Source organism: Streptococcus oralis subsp. dentisani (assembly GCF_002096335.1).
Taxonomy (GTDB): Bacteria; Bacillota; Bacilli; order Lactobacillales; family Streptococcaceae; genus Streptococcus; species Streptococcus oralis_Z.
The window spans coordinates 181,055-200,728 of the sequence record NZ_NCUW01000029.1; the positions used below are offsets into that span (position 1 = coordinate 181,055).

Below are 19,674 nucleotides of genomic sequence, written 5' to 3' on the forward strand. Positions count from 1 at the left end.
AGGAGGTTTCTATGATTCAAATCATCGTTAATGCTTTTGTGGAGGAAGGAAAAGAAATCGCCGTTGTGGAAGTACTCTTTGCCAGTGCCGACCATGAAAAAGTAAAAGCCAATATCAGGAATTAAAGATTCAATATCCAAACAATTATCTGGCTATCTATGATTCGCCATTGGATACTGACCTTAACACCCTGCCGCATTATCCGTCGGTGGCGATAAGCAAGGAGGAATTTAATTAGTCTATGAAAACTATCGGTCTGATTGGTGGTATGAGTTGGGAAAGTACCACATCTTACTACCAAATCATCAACGAAACTATTAAAAAAGAGCTGGGTGGCCTGCATTCTGCTAAGATTCTACTTTATAGTGTTGATTTTGCAGAGATTGAGCATTATCAGGCAGTTGGAGACTGGGAGAAAAGCGGTCAACTGTTGACAGATATTGCTCAGCGCTTGGAGCAAGCAGGTGCGGATTTCATCGTTATTTGTACCAACACCATGCACAAGGTTGCTCCGCAGATACAAGAAAAGATTACGATTCCAATCTTGCATATTGCGCAGGCAACTGCGCAGGCCTTGTTGGTTGACGGTATTGAAAAAGTCGGCCTCCTAGGGACTAAGTACACCATGGCCCAAGATTTTTACAAGGAGAAATTAATAGAGTCTGGGTTAGAAGTGCTGATTCCAGACCAAGTTGGTATTACAGAGGTCAATCGAATCATTTATGACGAACTTTGCCTAGGGAACATCAAAGAAAGCTCAAAGCAGACTTATCTTGCCGTTATAGATGATTTGAAAAAAGCGGGCGCAGAGGCCGTTATCTTGGGTTGTACCGAGATAGGTCTCCTCGTCAAGCAATCCGACACCGACCTGCCTCTCTATGACACAACAGTGATTCATGCAGAGAAAGCAGCGGAGTGGGCGGTAAATAAGTGACTATAGAAGACAAGCGAGATCGTAAGGTAGGGCATATAACTTTGTTTAGTGATGCGCCGGATAGTTGGGGAGTAAGACAGGGCCCTAATTAAAAGGTTCGCTGTCTTAACCCTGCAAGGTTGACTAGGTTTGTCGTAGCTGATAAAGTCAGTCAACTAATGGTAATAGGAAATTATATAATAAAATAGAAGTGGTGATAAAATGACTGATACATTATTTAATGTTTTTTATGGGAAAATAAAAAAGGAAACTGCTGATGCTAAGTTAATAGATACCGTGGATACACAAGAAATCAAGAAAAAATTGTCTTCTGGTGAGTATAATTTAGTGATTGACCAAGCAAGATATCCTCTTGCAGCTCTGCCAGTTATATTTAAAGCATATAATTTAAATCCAGATTATCAAAGAAATAAAGTTTGGGATCCTCAAAGAAAGTCTAGACTGATTGAAAGTCTTATAATGAATATTCCAATACCTCCGATTTTTTTATACGAAATTTCTCCCAGCAAATATGAAGTAATGGATGGATTACAAAGAATTTCGACAATAATTGATTTTCTTAATAATAAATTTAAATTAAAGGGTTTAGAAGTTTGGGAAGAGTTGAATGGTTGCTCTTATAATGAGTTAATTCCTGAAGTTCAAGATGCAATAGGTAGTCGGTATCTATCGGGTTCAGTTATTTTAAGTGATTCTAAAAATACTAAAGAAAAACAAGATGAACTAAAAAGATTGATTTTTGAAAGACTTAATACAGGTGGGATTACACTTACAAAGCAAGAAATTAGGAATGCTGTAAATACTAGTATAATGAATACAATGATAAACGATTTTGCTGACAATAATGATACATTCAACAATCTATGGCATTCTGGAGGAGATAGTAAAAATCGAATGGGAAACCGAGAAATGATTTTACGTTTTTTTGCTTATAAAGACCTATCTTATAATAATAATACCGCTGTTGGAACATCTCAGGCTTTAGATTATTATTCCGCTAAATCGGTATATTTTGATGAATCGAAGGTTAAAAATCTAAAATTATATATTGAAAATACTCTCGATTTAGTTAAAAAGCTTTTTGGTGAGCAAGCATTTAATAAAAATAATGGTACGAAAAGTGAGAAAATGCTTTTTGACACGGTGATGCTAGCTTGTTCAATGTGTATTGATAAAGAAGTTGGATTAAACGGAGATATGGATATTGAGAATAATGTTCAACTGAAGAATGATTTTTTAGAGTCGAATAGAGAATTATTTAATGGCAAATATACTTCGTTTAGTAAAGTTTTAGAAAGACAAAAAGCGTTTTATAATTTTTTAAACTCGGAGATTATAAATGATACAAGCAATTAATCTAGATAGTTCCTTTTGGTTTAAAGGAACTGGTAAAAAAATTCAAAAAATTAGAGACCTCGTTGAGGGATTCAATAGTGATACTGCACAACCTGCAGAACAAACAGTTTACGAAAATTATTTTTTTATAGCTTTATACTCTTTATGGGAAAGTGAAGTGTACGGAGTAGTTTATGAGATATTTCAGAGATATCCTATGGCGCTTACTACAGAAAAATTTATTGAAGAATACTATAAAAATATCTTTTCAACTCGTTCTAAGAGGACTAAAGAAAAAATGGACACGCTTGGTTTTAAAAAAATTCTAGAGATTTCCGAAATTATAAAAGAAAAAGACTTGTTTTTTGATACAAATAACTTATGGTATTCTACATTGAAGGACTTATTCAAAAAATGTGATTTCAATATCGAATTCTTAGAAGCATACTTTTCTCAGAACGATTTGAGCGACCTACTAGTTACCAAATTATCTTCAATTGAATTCGATGTTAGTGGCGATGAGTTTAGACCTGAAAGAAATGTCGAATCTTACATTGATTTTTTGGTATCGCAAAGGAATTCAATCGCTCATAGTTTTAAAAGTCCAACAGGTGCGAGATTTGATAAAGAAGTATGGCTTAGTTTATTGGACTTGTTTCTAGAGATTTTTTCAGCACTGGATAATTTTTTGCAGGATGAAATATTAATAAAATTATTATCTAATAATTTTCCTGAATTGGAAGAGATTACTAATTTCGAAAAAGTTGCTACTAAAAAATCTAATAGTAAGAAAATGAAAGTAAATATTAAGTTAAATGCTGGTAGATTTGAGCCAGAGGAGGGGGCAATTTGTGTTTTTATGAATAAAGATATTTCTGGGTTTAAAAAAATAAAAAAATTTAAAATTATTAAAAAAGAAACTTTTACAGCTATAGGTTATGACTATAGACTAGAATTGGAGGAATTGTATAAAACCGGTACGATACGTAGGAATGAAGGAAGTTTGCGTTTTTTTACAATAAAGTAAAGCGGAATACAACTGTCTAATTTTTATTTTGTTTCGTAGTTTTGTTTAATTATTTGATTTAAAATAATCACAAACTATCTTGTTGGGGAAAATAAATCTGGACGGTAGTTAAGATATTTTTTGTAAGAATAGTTCCTGATAAGGTACAAGCTAAATATGAAGAACTAGCTACACAATACCCTGAAAACTACTTAGCAATCTATGATGTCCCGCTGGATACGGATTTGAATACACTAGATCACTATCCATCTGTATGGATTGGGAAAGAAGATTTTTAGTAGAGAAGCTTCGTTCACTTAGCTAGCTTATTCCCAAAAGCTTAAGAAGAAAGGAAAAATAAACAAAATGATCAACCGTTACTCTCGCCCTGAGATGGCGAACATTTGGAGTGAAGAAAATAAATACCGTGCTTGGCTTGAGGTGGAAATCTTGGCTGACGAGGCATGGGCTGAATTGGGGGAAATCCCTAAGGAAGATGTGGCTTTGATTCGCGAGAAGGCGGACTTTGACATCGACCGTATTTTAGAGATTGAGCAAGAGACTCGTCACGATGTGGTTGCCTTTACACGTGCGGTATCTGAGACTCTTGGTGAAGAGCGCAAATGGGTGCACTATGGGTTGACTTCTACCGACGTGGTGGATACAGCTTATGGTTACCTCTACAAGCAAGCCAACGACATCATCCGTCGTGACCTTGAAAACTTTACCAACATCATCGCTGACAAGGCTAAGGAGCACAAGTTCACCATCATGATGGGTCGTACCCACGGTGTGCATGCGGAGCCTACAACCTTTGGTCTTAAATTAGCAACTTGGTACAGTGAAATGAAGCGCAATATCGAGCGTTTCGAGCATGCGGCTGCTGGTGTGGAAGCTGGTAAGATTTCTGGTGCGGTTGGGAACTTTGCCAACATCCCGCCATTCGTTGAGCAATACGTCTGCGACAAGCTTGGTATCCGTGCCCAAGAAATCTCTACACAGGTGCTTCCTCGTGACCTTCATGCTGAGTACTTTGCAGTTCTTGCGAGCATTGCGACTTCTATCGAGCGTATGGCGACGGAAATCCGTGGTTTACAAAAGTCTGAGCAGCGCGAAGTGGAAGAGTTCTTTGCCAAAGGTCAAAAAGGATCTTCAGCAATGCCTCACAAGCGCAACCCTATCGGTTCTGAAAATATGACGGGTCTTGCGCGTGTTATCCGTGGTCACATGGTGACAGCTTATGAAAATGTTGCTCTCTGGCACGAACGCGACATTTCCCACTCATCAGCTGAACGTATCATCACACCGGATACGACTATTTTGATTGACTACATGCTCAACCGTTTTGGAAACATCGTTAAGAATTTGACGGTCTTCCCAGAAAACATGATCCGCAACATGAACTCAACTTTCGGTCTTATCTTTAGCCAACGTGCTATGTTGACCTTGATTGAAAAAGGTATGACCCGTGAGCAAGCCTATGACTTGGTGCAACCAAAAACAGCCTACTCTTGGGATAACCAAGTAGACTTCAAACCGCTTCTTGAAGCAGATCCAGAGGTGACATCACGCTTGACTCAAGAAGAAATCGACGAAATTTTCAACCCTGCATACTACACCAAACGTGTGGATGATATCTTTGAACGTATCGGGCTCGGTGATTAAACCTAACAATAAAAAGCGAGATTCAATCTCGCTTTTTTGTATGCTTATCGAAGGGGTTTAATCTTCTTTTCTCTTAGTGAGTCCATAGGCTGCTAGTGTGGCCATGAGTCCTACTGCGACCAAGCCTGCAGAGTCTTGGCTTCCTGTTGCAGGGAGTTGTTTTTCATCTGCTTTGCTAGTAGTTGTTTCAGCTTGCTCAGCTTTCTCAACGGCAGTTCCGACTTCGACAACCTGAGCGACCGCTTCCTGTGATACCGCACTATTGACAAGGGTTCTTTCTTCCTTGCCGTCAGCAGTGGTGCTGACAGAGTAGAAAATCGTACGGCGACCATTTGCTCCAGCAAGGACGACTTGCGTTTGTCCGAGTGGCAATTGCGGATTTTCACGTGTCACGGTAGGGAATGGAATTGCTTCCTCTTGGATGTCCAGTCTTGGTTTTGCCTCTGCGACTGGAGCAAGACCGTGTTCATCCCCTTTGTGAGTAATAGGGGCACCGATTTCAACCACTTGGGTCACAGGTTCTTTGGTTACTTGGCTATCTAGAACAGTTTCTGTTTGTTTCCCATTTTCAGTAAGGACAGAGATGTAATGAGTGCGTTCGCCCTCTACACCTGGTGTGATGATCTTTTCCTGACCGGCTGGGAGGTTCGGATTTTCCTTCTTGATAACTTTAAAAGGAATCTTTTCTGCTCTTGTGATGAGTTCAGGTTTGGTTTCAACATTAGCAGCTAGTTCGTTTTCATCGAGGCTTCCTGAGTGGGTTGCTGCTGGTTTGAGGCCTAGGCGGGCTGCCTTGAGTTTGGCTACGAGAGCGTCTAGCTCGGCTTGTTTGTTACGGTTGAGGTTGTAGTTGAGAGCTTCTTTAGCTGCATTTAGAGCATCCAAGCTTTCCTTGCTGTATCCATCCAAGTTTGCAGGGATTTGAGCAAGTTCCTCACGGAGGGCATTGTAGTTAGCGCGGAAGTAGTCTTTGTTATTGTCTGCAAAGGCAGTCATGAGTTCAAAAATTTCTTCTTCCTTGTACTCAGCGCTTGGTCTATCTGCCCAGATGGCAAGCATACTTCCAACTGTTGGAAGGTCTACCTCAGGATATTTGGTAGATGCAAGCTGGTTAAATGGTGTTTTTTTAGTGTTTTCAATTGCTTTTTTGAGGAAACCACCACCATCTTCAGGTTTTTGGCCGAGAATGTAGTACCAGTCTCCGTTGGTGTTAAGGAATTTGTAGCCTTTGCTTGCTAGGTACTGAGGCGTTGCAAGGTTATAGCCCCACCATCCTTTAGACCAGTAAGAGATGATGACATCCTTGTCAAACTCAACATCATCCTTGTCTTCATAGTAGAAACCATCGTTGAAGGCCATTGGTTGAAGGCCTCGTTCTTTAGCCATAGCAGCAAGAGTGTTAGAGTACTCAGCAAACTTGCCATAGAGTCCATACCATTTGAGGTAGTACCAGCCTTGCGCGTTGGTAGCATCATTGGCATATTCGTCTGTACCGTAGTTGAAGATTTTTGTCTTACCTGCAAAGAAGTCCATGTACTTGCCGATGAGGGCTTTGGTAAAGTTCATGGCTTCTTCGTTTTCGAGGTCCATGGTTGTTTTTGAGACCTTGTCAAAGTTAGCTTGAGGATTCTTGATTCCAAGTTTTTCCATAGCGACGAGCATGGCATCCATGTGACCTGGGCTGTTAATCGCTGGGATGAGTCCGAGACCTTTTGATTTTGCGTACTCGATTAATTCAGTGATTTCAGCTTGACTAAGAGTGGTTCCATTTGGATCATCGTAGTAAGCTTTTGTTCCTTCGATGATGGCCTTTTTGACATCGTCACTTGCATAAGTTTTGCCGTTAGCTGTGATAGTCATGTCATCAAGTAGGAAGCGAAGTCCATCATTTCCAAGGAGGAGATGTACATCAGAGTATCCGAGTTCGCTCGCCTTGTCTACGATGCGCTTGAGTTGGTCCAGCGTGAAGTACTTACGTCCAGCGTCGATAGAGATTACCTTGTTCTTGGCAAGTTTTTCAACTTCGCGTTTCGCGTCTTCTTCTTTTTGAGCTTCTGGTGTGAAGGTTAGGTTGCTAACAGCTTCTTGGAGTTTCGCGATTGCTTGGTCAATGGTATCTTGTTGGGCACGGCTGAGATTGCTGTCGAGTGAGCGAATGGCTTTTTCAGCTTCTTTGACAGCTGCGACGCTTTCTGCAGTATAGCGTTTAAGGTCTGTTGGCACTTCTTTAAGGGCTTGCTCAGCAGACTCATAGTCGGCAGCAAAGTACTCAGCGTTAGCATTTGCGAAGCTACGCATGAGTTTGAAGAGGCGTGATGGTGAATAGCGTGCAGATGGGGTATCTGCCCAAGCAGCTACCATACCGCCTATAAATGGGATATCTGCCCCATCAGATTTTGGTACCGAAGTGATTGGAGTGTTCTTGATACCATTGAGTCCTTGGTCGAGATTGTACCAGCCTTGACCATCTGCATTCCGTCCTAGAACATAGTACCAAGCATCGTTGGTATTAAGGATTTGGTGGCCTTTTTCAACTAGAAGTTTAGAAGAAGCGACGTCATATCCGCCCCATCCACCAGTCCACATAGAAACGATGATGTCTTTGTCAAAAGTTCCAAAGCTAGTGTCGCTATTGTAGTAGATACCGTCGTTAAAGGCCATTGGTTTGAGGCCGTGAGATTTGACGATGCGAGCAAGGTCATTGGCGTAGGCGATAAATTTGTCGTAACCCTTATCTGGGAAGCCATCTTCTGGATACCACTTGTAGGCCTGAAGAACGCTCCAACCTTTGGCATCTGTAGCATCGTTGGCGTATTCATCTAGTCCGATGTTAAAGATGTCAGATTTGCCAGCAAAGTAAGCAGCATACTTGTCGATTAAAGCTTTTGTGAACTCAACCGCTTCTTTGTTATCAAGGTCAACGGTACGAGCAGATTCTTTCCCAAAGTAGTTGAAATTCGGTTTTTGGATACCTAGTTCTTTCATGGCATGCAAAATAGCATCCATGTGGCCAGGGCTGTTTACGGTTGGGATAAGGCCAATACCTTTGTTTTTAGCGTAGTTAATCAAGTCCGTCATCTGACTCTCTGTCAAATGGTTGCCGTTTGGATCCTTGTAGTAGGCATCCGTTCCGTTTTCGAGAGCACGTTTGACATCATCACTTGCATAGGTTTTGCCATTGGCTTTGATGGTCATGTCGTCTAGCATGAAACGCATGCCATCATTTCCAACTAGTAAATGAAGATCAGTATAACCGTAGTGTTTAGCTTTGTCGATGATTTCTTTGAGTTGATCTGGAGAAAAGTACTTGCGTCCAGCGTCGATTGAGATCATTTTTCTTTTAGCTAGTTTTTCGTTTACCTGAGCAGCCCGTTCGGCGCTAGGAGTGGCTACTGCAGGTGTGACAACTTCGTTTTTCTTTTCTTCGTCAATTTTTACTGGTTCTGATTGTTCTTTTGAAACAGGAGTAGTTTTTTCAGCGACTGGAGTCTCGTCAGCTTTCTCTGCAATTACTGGAGATTCAGTTTTTTCGACTGTTGGAGCGAGTGTAGCTGAAGCATTCTTCTCCTCCGTGCTTTTTGCCTCAACTGTTTCTTCAATTTTGCTTTCAACCGATGTCTCAGCTGTCTGCGACTGTCCCTGAGCAGTTTGAGCTGCGCTTGGATTTTCTGGTGTTGGAGTGACGCTGTCGGCAGACACGACGTGGGTACCGAAGGCAAATCCTATGAGTACAGAAGCTGCCCCAATCGCGTATTTACGGATGGAGAAGCGCTGTTTCTTTTCTAGTTTCATGATAAAACCTCCTTGTTATTATGTTGTATGATAACGTTTACATAAAACTGTTTTTATTTTATTATCTAAACTATAAAAAGTCAAGCGGCTTTATGAAAGAACTATAATAAATGGAAAAAATCATAAGATTAGGAAGCTGTTTCCCCTAGCAAATCTGCTCTAGCAGAAAATTTTTCTGACTATTTTACTTGTTTTTAGTAAAAACGCTACTAATTATAGATTTACCTTTTATCGTATGTTCATACTAAATGGTGCATGCTATAATAGACATAGAAAAACCTGAGTCTAAACTCAGGTTTTTCTTATCGACCTCTATTACTTGAGATAAATTTAATCTTGTAGTAATCCGCTCGCTTATAAGTTTCGCTATAGGCCAGAACTTGACCAGTAGCTTCTAGCTTGGTTGTCTTGGTTTGGAAGACTGTTGGGAATTGTGTATCGATTCCTAATACAGAAGCAGCGTGCTCGGGGGTTGGGAATGCAATCTCATTGATTTCCTCAAAATGCTCATCACTCATGTGGATGTGGTAGTCCAGCTTGAAGCGTGTATAGATAGAACTATAGTAGTCAAGATTTGGATAGTTGGCATTGATATATTGTTCAGGAATATAAGAAGTGTGGTAGATATAAGTTACGTCATTACTTTGACGAATTCGTTCAATTTTATAGTAGAATTGATCACCACGTAATCCAAGTTTCTCCAAATATTCAAGTGTGTTTCCACGTTCGATAGAAAGGACGGTTACCTTATCATCTTTTGTTTCAAAGATTTCGACATCTGAAAATTCAACGAGTTTGTGCTTACGAGCGCGTGATACGAATGTTCCTTTCCCTTGTTGGCGGACAATATAGCCATCTTTGGCAAGGTCGTTCAAAGCGCGTACGACGGTAATAGAACTTACATCATACATGGCGATCAACTCTGCTTCAGTATAGAACTTGTCTCCACTCGCAAATTGACCAGAGATTATTTTGTTTTTCAATTCATCTTTAATATATTGGTATTTTGGAATAGCCATAATTTCACCTCGATTCTCTTTCTCTATCCTTGATTTTACCATAAATATAAAGAAAATAGTAGTATTTAGATAAAAAAATAGAATAACAGACTAAAAATGTTATTCTATGTATGAGAAGTAGCTCATTTTAACGACTTGCTAAAATTTACTAGAGGGTTCATTTTCATGTGGTATTTGCAGAAAGCTAGTAAAAGAGAAGTAAAAAAATAGAAAAAATTTAAAAAATTTTCTAAAACCTATTGACAAATGCAAAAGATTTGATTATATTTAATATTATAACAAATGAAAGCGCAAACTTAATTAGTCAGAGGTGGGAACATGCCAAGATTTAAAATTGAGAACGATTTCTACCTAGATGGAGAACCGTTCAAGATTTTGTCCGGCGCCATTCATTATTTTAGGATTCCAGCAGAGGATTGGTATCATTCTCTCTACAACTTAAAGGCGCTTGGCTTTAATACAGTCGAGACTTATGTGGCTTGGAATTTACACGAGCCTGTTGAGGGAAAATTTAATTTTGAAGGTGCTCTAGATTTGGAGAAATTTCTCCAAATAGCACAGGAATTGGGCCTTTATGCTATTGTACGTCCTTCGCCATTTATCTGTGCCGAGTGGGAGTTCGGTGGCTTACCAGCTTGGCTCTTGACCAAGCCCATGCGAATCCGCTCGTCCGACCCGGCCTACATCGAGGCAGTTGCTCGCTATTATGACCAATTATTGCCAAGGCTCGTGCCTCGCTTGTTGGACAATGGCGGAAACATTCTCATGATGCAAGTCGAAAATGAATATGGTTCTTATGGAGAAGATAAGTCTTATCTGAGAGCGATTCGAAAATTGATGGAAGATCGAGGGATTGATTGCCCACTCTTTACTTCAGACGGTCCTTGGAGGGCTACTCTGAAAGCCGGAACCTTGATTGAAGAAGATCTCTTTGTGACAGGAAACTTCGGTTCTAAGGCTCCTTACAACTTTTCACAGATGCAAGAATTCTTTGATGAGTATGGCAAAAAATGGCCCCTCATGTGTATGGAATTCTGGGATGGCTGGTTCAACCGTTGGAAAGAACCCATCATCACGCGTGATCCAAAAGAGTTGGCAGAAGCTGTTCGAGAGGTGTTAGAGCAAGGCTCCATCAACCTTTACATGTTCCATGGCGGAACAAACTTTGGTTTCATGAATGGTTGCTCGGCTCGAGGAACTCTGGATTTGCCACAAGTTACATCTTACGATTATGATGCCCTTCTCGATGAAGAAGGAAATCCAACTGCTAAATACCTAGCAGTCAAGAAGATGATGGCAACACACTTTCCAGAGTATCCACAGTTGGAACCACTTTACAAGGAAAGCATGGAAATGGAATCCATTCCACTAGTCGAAAAAGTTTCCTTGTTTGAAACCTTGGATAGTCTGGCAAGTCCAACTGAAAGCCTCTATCCAAAAGCGATGGAAGAACTTGGTCAAAGTTATGGCTATCTTCTTTATCGTACCGAAGCAAGTTGGGATGCAGAAGAGGAACGTCTCCGTATCATCGATGGACGTGACCGAGCTCAACTCTATGTAGATGGTCAATGGATTGCCACTCAATACCAGACAGAAATTGGTGAAGATATCTACTGTCAAGGCAACCGAGAAGGCTTTTCAGAGATTGACATCTTGATCGAAAATATGGGGCGTGTCAACTACGGACATAAGTTCTTGGCAGATACGCAACGTAAAGGGATTCGTACAGGTGTCTGTAAGGATCTACACTTCATGTTAAATTGGAAACAATATCCACTTCCATTGGATAATCCTGAGAAAATTGATTTTTCAAAAGGATGGACAGAAGGACAACCAGCCTTTTACGCTTTCGACTTTACCGTTGAAGAGCCTAAGGATACCTACTTAGATTTATCTGAGTTCGGTAAGGGAGTTGCCTTTGTCAACGGGCTTCACCTAGGACGTTTCTGGAATGTCGGCCCGACCCTCTCACTTTATATCCCTCATAGCTATCTCAAGCAAGGTGATAACCGCATCATCATCTTTGAAACTGAAGGTGAATATAAAGAAGAGATTCATTTAACTCGTAAACCTACACTAAAACACATAAAGGGGGAAAACTTATGACAATTGTAGGATGCCGTATCGATGGACGTTTGATCCACGGTCAAGTAGCCAATCTTTGGGCTGGAAAACTAAATGTTTCGCGCATTATGGTTGTAGACGACGAAGTTGTTAACAACGATATTGAAAAGAGTGGTTTGAAACTTGCAACACCACCAGGTGTGAAACTCAGTATCTTGCCAGTTGAGAAAGCAGCAGCAAATATCCTTGCTGGTAAATACGATAGTCAACGTCTCTTTATCGTTGCACGTAAACCAGACCGTTTCCTTGGTTTGGTCGAAGCAGGTGTTCCGCTTGAAACACTCAACGTCGGCAATATGTCTCAAACACCAGAAACTCGCTCTATCACACGTTCTATCAACGTGGTAGACAAGGATGTGGAAGATTTCCACAAACTAGCAGAAAAAGGTGTGAAACTCACTGCTCAAATGGTTCCAAATGATCCAGTTTCAGACTTTTTGAGCTTATTAAAATAGGAAAAAATTTTTAGGAGGTCATTGTTATGATACAATGGTGGCAAATTTTACTTCTCACTTTGTACTCAGCTTATCAAATCTGTGATGAGTTGACAATCGTTTCATCTGCAGGTTCCCCTGTATTCGCTGGTTTCATTACTGGTTTGATCATGGGAGATGTGACAACTGGTTTGTTTATCGGTGGTAGCTTGCAGTTGTTCGTTCTCGGGGTTGGTACCTTCGGTGGTGCTTCTCGTATCGACGCAACTTCTGGTGCGGTTCTTGCAACAGCATTCTCTATCTCTCAAGGTATTGATACAGACCTTGCGATTACAACAATCGCTGTACCAGTAGCAGCACTTTTGACATACTTCGACGTTCTTGGACGTATGACAACTACTTTCTTTGCACACCGTATTGATGCTGCGATCGAACGCTTTGACTACAAAGGTATCGAACGTAACTACCTACTTGGTGCGCTTCCATGGGCTCTTTCTCGTGCCCTTCCAGTATTCTTCGCTCTTGCTTTTGGTGGTGCTTTCGTACAATCAGTAGTAGACCTTGTTAAAGAATACCAATGGGTTGCAGACGGTTTGACACTTGCAGGTCGTATGCTTCCAGGTCTTGGATTTGCAATCTTGCTTCGTTACCTTCCAGTTAAACGTAACCTTCACTACCTTGCAATGGGATTCGGTTTGACAGCTATGTTGACTGTTCTTTACTCATATGTAACAGGTCTTGGTGGAGCCGTTGCGGGTATCCTTGGTACTCTTCCTGCTGATGTTGCTGAAAAGATTGGCTTTGCTAACAACTTCAAAGGTTTGTCTATGATCGGTATCTCTATCGTAGGTATCTTCCTTGCAGTTGTTCACTTTAAGAACAGCCAAAAAGTAGCTGTAGCAGCACCTTCTACACCATCAGAAAGTGGGGAAATCGAAGATGACGAATTCTAATTACAAACTTACAAAAGAAGATTTTAATCAAATCAACAAACGTAGCTTGTTTACTTTCCAATTAGGTTGGAACTACGAACGTATGCAAGCTTCTGGTTACCTTTACATGATCTTGCCTCAATTGCGTAAAATGTATGGGGATGGAACTCCTGAATTGAAAGAAATGATGAAAGTTCATACTCAATTCTTCAATACTTCACCATTCTTCCACACTATTATCGCTGGTTTTGACCTTGCCATGGAAGAAAAAGATGGTGTGGGTTCAAAAGATGCCGTTAACGGTATCAAGACAGGTTTGATGGGACCATTCGCTCCTCTTGGAGATACAATCTTTGGTTCACTTGTACCTGCTATCATGGGATCTATCGCAGCAACTATGGCTATCGCTGGCCAACCATGGGGTATCTTCCTTTGGATCGCAGTTGCAGTTGCATATGACATCTTCCGTTGGAAACAATTGGAATTTGCCTACAAAGAAGGGGTTAACCTTATCAACAACATGCAAAGTACTTTGACAGCTTTGATTGATGCTGCATCTGTACTTGGTGTCTTCATGATGGGTGCTCTTGTAGCGACAATGATCAACTTTGAGATTTCTTACAAATTGCCAATCGGTGAAAAGATGATTGACTTCCAAGACATCTTGAACTCAATCTTCCCACGCTTGCTTCCAGCAATCTTTACTGCCTTTATCTTCTGGTTGCTTGGTAAGAAAGGTATGAACTCTACTAAAGCGATCGGTATCATTATCGTTCTTGCAGTAGGTCTTTCATTCATCGGTAAATTCTTGCTTGGAATGGGCGCATAATTTATGAGTAAATCATTAATTTTGGTGAGTCATGGTCGTTTCTGTGAAGAACTTAAAGGTAGCACAGAAATGATCATGGGTCCACAGGACAACATTCATGCGGTGGCTCTTCTTCCAGAAGATGGTCCAGAAGAATTTACTGCAAAATTTGAAGCTGCTATCGAAGGATTGGATGATTTCCTAGTTTTTGCGGATCTTCTCGGTGGTACACCATGTAACGTGGTAAGCCGTTTGATCATGGAAGGACGCGACATTGAACTCTACGCAGGGATGAATCTTCCAATGGTGATTGAATTTATCAATGCAAGCCTTACAGGTGCAGATGCGGATTATAAGAGCCGTGCTGCAGAAAGCATTGTAAAAGTCAACGACCTGTTAGCGGGCTTCGATGATGACGAAGATGAATAAGATGTAACTTAGAGCATCTTATATAGAATATACATGGGAATGGGAGTCACTCCCATTCCCATATTTTCAATAGGAATGAAACAACAATAGATTAGAGGAACTCTATGCTAAATTACACAAAAGAAGAATTACTTGAACTGGGTGCAGAAATCACGACTCGTGAAATCTACCAACAGCCTGATGTATGGAAAGAAGCTTTTGAAGCCTATCAAGCGAAACGGGAAGAAATTGCAGCCTTCCTACAAGGGATTGCGGATAAACATGACTATATCAAGGTCATCTTGACAGGTGCTGGGACTTCTGCTTATGTGGGAGATACCTTGGTGCCTTACTTTAAGGAAGTCTATGACGAACGCAAATGGAATTTCAATGCCATTGCGACAACTGATATTGTTGCCAATCCAGAAACCTATCTGAAAAAAGATGTGGCGACTGTCCTTGTTTCCTTTGCTCGTAGTGGAAATTCACCTGAAAGTGTGGCGACGGTTGATTTGGCTAAAGCCTTGGTTGACGACCTCTATCAAGTGACCATTACATGTGCTGCAGAAGGGAAATTGGCACTTCAAGCCCATGGCGATGACCACAATCTCTTACTCTTGCAACCAGCTGCTTCCAATGACGCTGGATTTGCCATGACTTCTAGTTTTACGTCTATGATGCTAACAGCTCTCTTGGTCTTTGATCCTACAGAATTTGCTGTGAAAACTGAACGTTTTGAAGTTGTTTCTAGCCTTGCTCGTAAGATTCTAGACAATGCAGCAGATGTTAAAGAGCTTGTTGACCTCGACTTTAACCGTGTTATCTACCTGGGTGCAGGTCCTTTCTTTGGCCTTGCTCATGAAGCTCAGCTCAAGATTTTGGAATTAACAGCTGGTCAAGTGGCAACTATGTATGAAAGCCCAGTCGGTTTCCGTCACGGTCCAAAATCATTGATCAACGAAGATACCGTTGTTTTGGTCTTTGGTACAACGACAGACTACACTCGCAAGTACGACTTGGACTTGGTTCGTGAAGTTGCTGGTGATCACATTGCTCGTCGTGTTGTGCTTTTGAGTGATCAAGCCTTTGGTCTTGAAAATGTCAAAGAAGTGGCCCTTGGTTGTGGCGGTGTCTTGAACGATATTTACCGTGTCTTCCCTTACATCGTTTATGCCCAACTCTTTGCCCTATTGACTTCACTCAAGGTAGAAAATAAACCAGATACACCATCTCCTACAGGTACCGTAAACCGTGTGGTACAAGGTGTGATCATTCATGACTATCAAAAATAAGGAAGTGTCTATGAGTAAATTACAATTAAGTCCCAATAAAGTAGCTTGCTTGCAAAAACTCTCTGACGAGAACGGCATTATCTCAGCTCTTGCCTTTGACCAACGTGGTGCTTTGAAACGCCTCATGGCTCAATACCAAACAGAAGAACCAACAGTGGCTCAAATGGAAGAACTCAAGGTTTTGGTTGCAGATGAATTGACAAAATACGCATCCTCTATGCTTCTCGACCCTGAGTATGGTCTCCCAGCTACAAAAGCGCTTGCTCCAAATGCTGGTCTTCTCCTTGCTTATGAAAAAACAGGATACGACACAACAAGCACCAAACGCTTGCCAGACTGCTTGGATGTTTGGTCTGCCAAACGCATCAAAGAACAAGGTGCAGATGCTGTCAAATTTTTGCTTTACTATGATGTAGACAGCGCTGACGAACTCAATCAACAAAAACAAGCCTACATCGAACGCATTGGTTCTGAATGCGTGGCAGAAGACATTCCATTCTTCCTTGAAATCCTCGCTTACGATGAAAAAATCGCTGATGCAGGTTCTGCAGAATACGCAAAAGTGAAACCACACAAGGTTATCGGTGCCATGAAGGTCTTCTCAGACCCACGCTTCAACATTGATGTCTTGAAAGTGGAAGTTCCAGTCAACGTCAAATATGTTGAAGGCTTTGGCGATGGTGAAATCGTGCATACACGCGAAGAAGCAGCAGCCTTCTTCAAAGCTCAAGACGAAGCAACAAATCTTCCATACATCTACTTGAGTGCGGGTGTATCAGCTAAACTCTTCCAAGAAACACTTGTTTTTGCCCACGAATCAGGCGCAAACTTCAACGGAGTTCTTTGCGGCCGTGCAACCTGGGCTGGATCAGTTGAAGCCTACATCAAAGACGGTGAAGCAGCAGCTCGTGAATGGTTACGCACAACTGGATTTGAGAACATTGACGAACTCAATAAAGTTCTTCAAAAAACAGCAACTTCATGGAAAGAACGTGTAGAAGCATAAAAACAAGAATAGAAGAATTCCTTTTTGTTAAGAAGATACTTAAGGTTTTCTGACAAAGGATTCTGAAAATAGAAACTACAACCATAGATGGTGTATACACTCTCTATGGTTTGTTTACTTAAGAGAAATGGATTAAAGGAGACAAAAATGAAAGCATACACAGAGCGTGTATTTGGAAATCATGAGGGCAAGGATGTCTTGGCCTATCGCTTTGAGACTGAGGCAGGTTATCAGCTAGAGGTCATGACTTATGGTGCAACCATCTTGCGCTATGTCACACCTGACAAGGCTGGAAACTTTGCCAATGTTATCTTGGGCTTTGATGATTTTGATAGCTATGTAGGCAATAGTCCCAAGCATGGAGCAAGTGTAGGTCCTGTAGCGGGCCGTATTGCAGGTGCGACCTTTGAGCTCAATGACCAGACCTATAATCTTGAAGTCAACAATGCCAGCAACTGTAACCACAGTGGTTCAACAGGTTGGGATTCAAGCTTGTTTGAATTGGTAGAGGTGAGCGACCATGGCTTGACTCTCTACACAGAGCGTACAGACGGGACAGGAGGATTTCCTGGTAATCTTAAGATTTGGATTAGCTACCACTTGGAAGAAACTGGTGCCTACGAAGTCAGCTATAAGGTAACAACCGATCAGGATACGCTTGTCAATCCAACTAATCACAGCTATTTCAACTTGTCTGGTGATTTCACGCAGACAGTTGACCGCCATGTTTTCCAACTAAATACGGAGGGCATTTACCCAATCGCTCCCGACGGTGTTCCGGCCAAGACTCCAGATGCTTATCGTGATGTGGTGAAACACATCTACAATGGTGCCTTGCTCAAGGATATCTTTGCAGAAGAAGATGAGCAAATCCAACTGGTATCTGGTTTGGATCACCCATTTGCTCTTCCTGCAGGTCATGACAATGCTGGTTTCCTTTATGACCAAAATTCAGGTCGCTTCCTGCTTTTCAAGACAGAGGCTCCTTGCTTTGTGGTCTACACAGCAAACTTTGTGGATGAGACTGTCATCATAGCTGGTCAGCCAATGATTCAGCACAATGGAATTGCCCTTGAAGCGCAAGCTTTACCAGATGCCATTCACAGTGACTTTAAAGATCAAGTCATTCTCAAAGCAGGGCAAACCTTTACTAGTAAGACTCGTTACGAGCTTGTTGTTAAATAAAAAGAAGAGCTGGAATCCAGCTCTCAGAAAGTAGACAAACATCATTTTTGGTGTTTGTTTTTTTGTTCAAGATGTAGTGTATGGTGTGCATAAATAGTACAAGTTGGTAGGTGGATGATTACGGCTTCCTATAACTCAATAATATGGAACTCGTAGCCAATCACTTCTAGAAAACGAAGCAAATCTATCGTAGCCCAAAAGAGGTTTTTCTCGTTGGTATTGGGGTGGAAATTCATCCGTTATTCCGACATGATTTCTTTGTCGAAATAAACTTGAATGTCCTTGTCGGTATTGTTGAGCAAGCCAAAAGGTGAAACAACACCTGCGGGCAAGCTCATTTTTTCAAACAAGCTCTCAGACGAAGCCATCCGAATCCTGCTAGCTCCTATTAGTTCTTTCAAGAGGCTCATATCCAGACGCTTTTGATCATCCATGATTACCAGATAATAGGTTGTTTTTCTTTTTTGTTTGTGAGAAACATGGTCTTGGTACGGATACCTTCGATTTCCTCGATAAAACTATCTGCCTGCTCCGTGGTTAAGGCTGGCTCGTGCTCCACGATATCAAAGGGAATATCTAGCCCATTTAGCATTTCTACAACTTTTTTGTATGCTTCCATCTTCTAGCCTCCTTTATCAACTTGATAGCCCCAAAAAGAGGGTTATTTTCGTTTGATTAGGTACTGAACAGCCTTTTCTAGGCGTTCCTTTTGAGCCTCGGGGTCATCTAATGGTTGGTTGATGCAGTCAGTGAGATTTTCAGTAATGATCATCTCAATCACGCGCTCAACGCTAGATTTCACTGCTGTCAACTGCGTAACAATATCTGCGCAGTCACGATCTTCTTCAATCATCTTTTGAATCCCACGCAACTGGCCCTCTGAACGTTTCAGGCGTGTGATATACTTTGAGTTTGTCATTAATTTATCCTTGGTCACTTTTTCTTCATTATATCTCGAATAAGGGGCTTTGTCAAAATTCACTTCCTGTCTGTATTTGTAGGAGGCAACCTCTCCTCTGTATCAGATAGAAAAGATAGGTGAGCATGAAAATGGAAAAGAAACTCTGTCCTCCTTGAAGCTTGATGGGAAATAAAGTTGCCCATTAACCAACTGACTTTTATGCCTTATATCTTGGACAAAAAGGCAAGGATCACTATCCCATAGACTAGGACTAGAGCCAGACCAAATCCGATACCAAACCACTTGTAAAACTTGTCCATCCCGCTGTAACGTTCGACATAGGCCCTGTTCGGCTTGTCTGGATCGTACCAGACCGTCAGCTCCGAATGAAGGGGGAAATGGGTCTGCATCAATCGTTTGAAGGAAACAAAGGAGTTGCTGTAGCGAGTGATCGAAGACGCTAGCATATCTTCTCTTGTATAATCATTTGAAACTTTAGTAGGACCCCACGGAGTCGTGACCGTTTTGAACATAAAATACTGCAAGGTTTTCTTATAAGTAATCCCATCCACCGTGTATTCGACGATAGGTGGATACCCCTCACGAAAACGGCTATATCCGATAACTGTTCCCTGTACGGATGACTGGGCAAGGCGGACCAACTTCTGATCTCGAAGATAGAGGTAGAGAAAGGTCCCACATACAAATACAAAAGATAGGAAGATGACGATGATCCCAACTATCAAACCAATCACTTCTTTATTCATATGAACTCCTCCAGTTATTCTATAGAGTAAAATCCCAAAGAACTCACTCGTCCAGAATCGGTATCG

Annotated in this window: 16 protein-coding genes and 3 pseudogenes; 14 read left to right on the plus strand and 5 right to left on the minus strand. The window is 41.3% G+C overall.

Annotated elements, in window-relative coordinates:
- The first annotated feature begins 11 nt into the window (after positions 1-11).
- The 6 genes and pseudogenes from B7709_RS05635 to purB all read left to right on the plus strand — a co-directional run bounded on the left by B7709_RS05635 (position 12) and on the right by purB (position 4,940).
- Positions 12-238 (plus strand): annotated as a pseudogene (locus B7709_RS05635) (phosphoribosylaminoimidazole carboxylase).
- A gap of 3 nt (positions 239-241) precedes the next feature.
- Entirely contained in the window at positions 242-934 is a 693-nt protein-coding gene (locus B7709_RS05640; protein WP_084972040.1) for an aspartate/glutamate racemase family protein, read from the plus strand.
- A 201-nt stretch (positions 935-1,135) separates the two neighbouring features.
- Positions 1,136-2,290, plus strand: a complete 1,155-nt coding sequence (locus B7709_RS05645; protein WP_084972041.1) for a DUF262 domain-containing protein — start codon at positions 1,136-1,138, stop codon at positions 2,288-2,290.
- The gene (locus B7709_RS05650) at positions 2,274-3,296 is read left to right on the plus strand and encodes a HEPN domain-containing protein (RefSeq protein ID WP_084972042.1); all 1,023 of its coding nucleotides are present in this window, start codon (positions 2,274-2,276) and stop codon (positions 3,294-3,296) included. The genes B7709_RS05645 and B7709_RS05650 overlap by 17 nt, the downstream gene beginning before the upstream one ends.
- Positions 3,297-3,359: 63 nt before the next feature.
- A pseudogene (locus B7709_RS10090) lies at positions 3,360-3,574 on the plus strand (phosphoribosylaminoimidazole carboxylase).
- A gap of 67 nt (positions 3,575-3,641) precedes the next feature.
- On the plus strand, positions 3,642-4,940 hold the full coding sequence (purB, locus tag B7709_RS05660; protein WP_000610729.1) for an adenylosuccinate lyase: 1,299 nt from the start codon (positions 3,642-3,644) through the stop codon (positions 4,938-4,940).
- A gap of 57 nt (positions 4,941-4,997) precedes the next feature.
- Here purB and strH read toward each other — a convergent pair whose 3' ends face one another.
- The gene (gene strH / locus B7709_RS05665; protein WP_084972043.1) at positions 4,998-8,732 is read right to left on the minus strand and encodes an LPXTG-anchored beta-N-acetylhexosaminidase StrH; all 3,735 of its coding nucleotides are present in this window, start codon (positions 8,730-8,732) and stop codon (positions 4,998-5,000) included.
- Positions 8,733-9,034: 302 nt separating this feature from the next.
- Entirely contained in the window at positions 9,035-9,793 is a 759-nt protein-coding gene (locus B7709_RS05670) for a GntR family transcriptional regulator (protein WP_162279163.1), read from the minus strand.
- Between the two features lie 276 nt (positions 9,794-10,069).
- Between B7709_RS05670 and B7709_RS05675 the strand changes: the two genes are divergently transcribed.
- From B7709_RS05675 to B7709_RS05710, 8 genes are all read left to right on the plus strand, one after another.
- Positions 10,070-11,857 (plus strand): glycoside hydrolase family 35 protein, encoded by a 1,788-nt coding sequence (locus B7709_RS05675; RefSeq protein ID WP_084972044.1) that lies wholly within the window; start codon positions 10,070-10,072, stop codon positions 11,855-11,857.
- Positions 11,854-12,330: a PTS sugar transporter subunit IIB gene (locus B7709_RS05680; protein WP_000156968.1), complete on the plus strand. Its 477-nt coding sequence runs from the start codon at positions 11,854-11,856 to the stop codon at positions 12,328-12,330. The genes B7709_RS05675 and B7709_RS05680 overlap by 4 nt, the downstream gene beginning before the upstream one ends.
- 26 nt (positions 12,331-12,356) lie before the next feature.
- Complete coding sequence (locus B7709_RS05685) at positions 12,357-13,262, plus strand: PTS mannose/fructose/sorbose/N-acetylgalactosamine transporter subunit IIC (RefSeq protein WP_000616991.1); 906 nt, start codon at positions 12,357-12,359, stop codon at positions 13,260-13,262.
- Positions 13,249-14,070 (plus strand): PTS system mannose/fructose/sorbose family transporter subunit IID, encoded by an 822-nt coding sequence (locus tag B7709_RS05690; protein WP_000185287.1) that lies wholly within the window; start codon positions 13,249-13,251, stop codon positions 14,068-14,070. The genes B7709_RS05685 and B7709_RS05690 overlap by 14 nt, the downstream gene beginning before the upstream one ends.
- A 3-nt stretch (positions 14,071-14,073) precedes the next feature.
- Entirely contained in the window at positions 14,074-14,478 is a 405-nt protein-coding gene (locus B7709_RS05695) for a PTS sugar transporter subunit IIA (RefSeq protein ID WP_000045700.1), read from the plus strand.
- Between the two features lie 104 nt (positions 14,479-14,582).
- Entirely contained in the window at positions 14,583-15,749 is a 1,167-nt protein-coding gene (locus tag B7709_RS05700) for an SIS domain-containing protein (RefSeq protein ID WP_084972045.1), read from the plus strand.
- Positions 15,750-15,759: 10 nt separating this feature from the next.
- On the plus strand, positions 15,760-16,755 hold the full coding sequence (gene lacD, locus B7709_RS05705) for a tagatose-bisphosphate aldolase (RefSeq protein WP_084972149.1): 996 nt from the start codon (positions 15,760-15,762) through the stop codon (positions 16,753-16,755).
- Between the two features lie 147 nt (positions 16,756-16,902).
- On the plus strand, positions 16,903-17,940 hold the full coding sequence (locus B7709_RS05710; protein ID WP_084972046.1) for an aldose epimerase family protein: 1,038 nt from the start codon (positions 16,903-16,905) through the stop codon (positions 17,938-17,940).
- 128 nt (positions 17,941-18,068) lie between these two features.
- Here B7709_RS05710 and B7709_RS05715 read toward each other — a convergent pair.
- From B7709_RS05715 to B7709_RS05725, 3 genes and pseudogenes are all read right to left on the minus strand, one after another.
- Positions 18,069-18,559, minus strand: a pseudogene (locus B7709_RS05715) (prolyl-tRNA synthetase associated domain-containing protein).
- A 42-nt stretch (positions 18,560-18,601) separates the two neighbouring features.
- Positions 18,602-18,859, minus strand: a complete 258-nt coding sequence (locus B7709_RS05720) for a metal-sensitive transcriptional regulator (RefSeq protein ID WP_084972150.1) — start codon at positions 18,857-18,859, stop codon at positions 18,602-18,604.
- Between the two features lie 206 nt (positions 18,860-19,065).
- On the minus strand, positions 19,066-19,608 hold the full coding sequence (locus B7709_RS05725) for a DUF3592 domain-containing protein (RefSeq protein ID WP_042901941.1): 543 nt from the start codon (positions 19,606-19,608) through the stop codon (positions 19,066-19,068).
- Positions 19,609-19,674 lie beyond the last annotated feature (66 nt).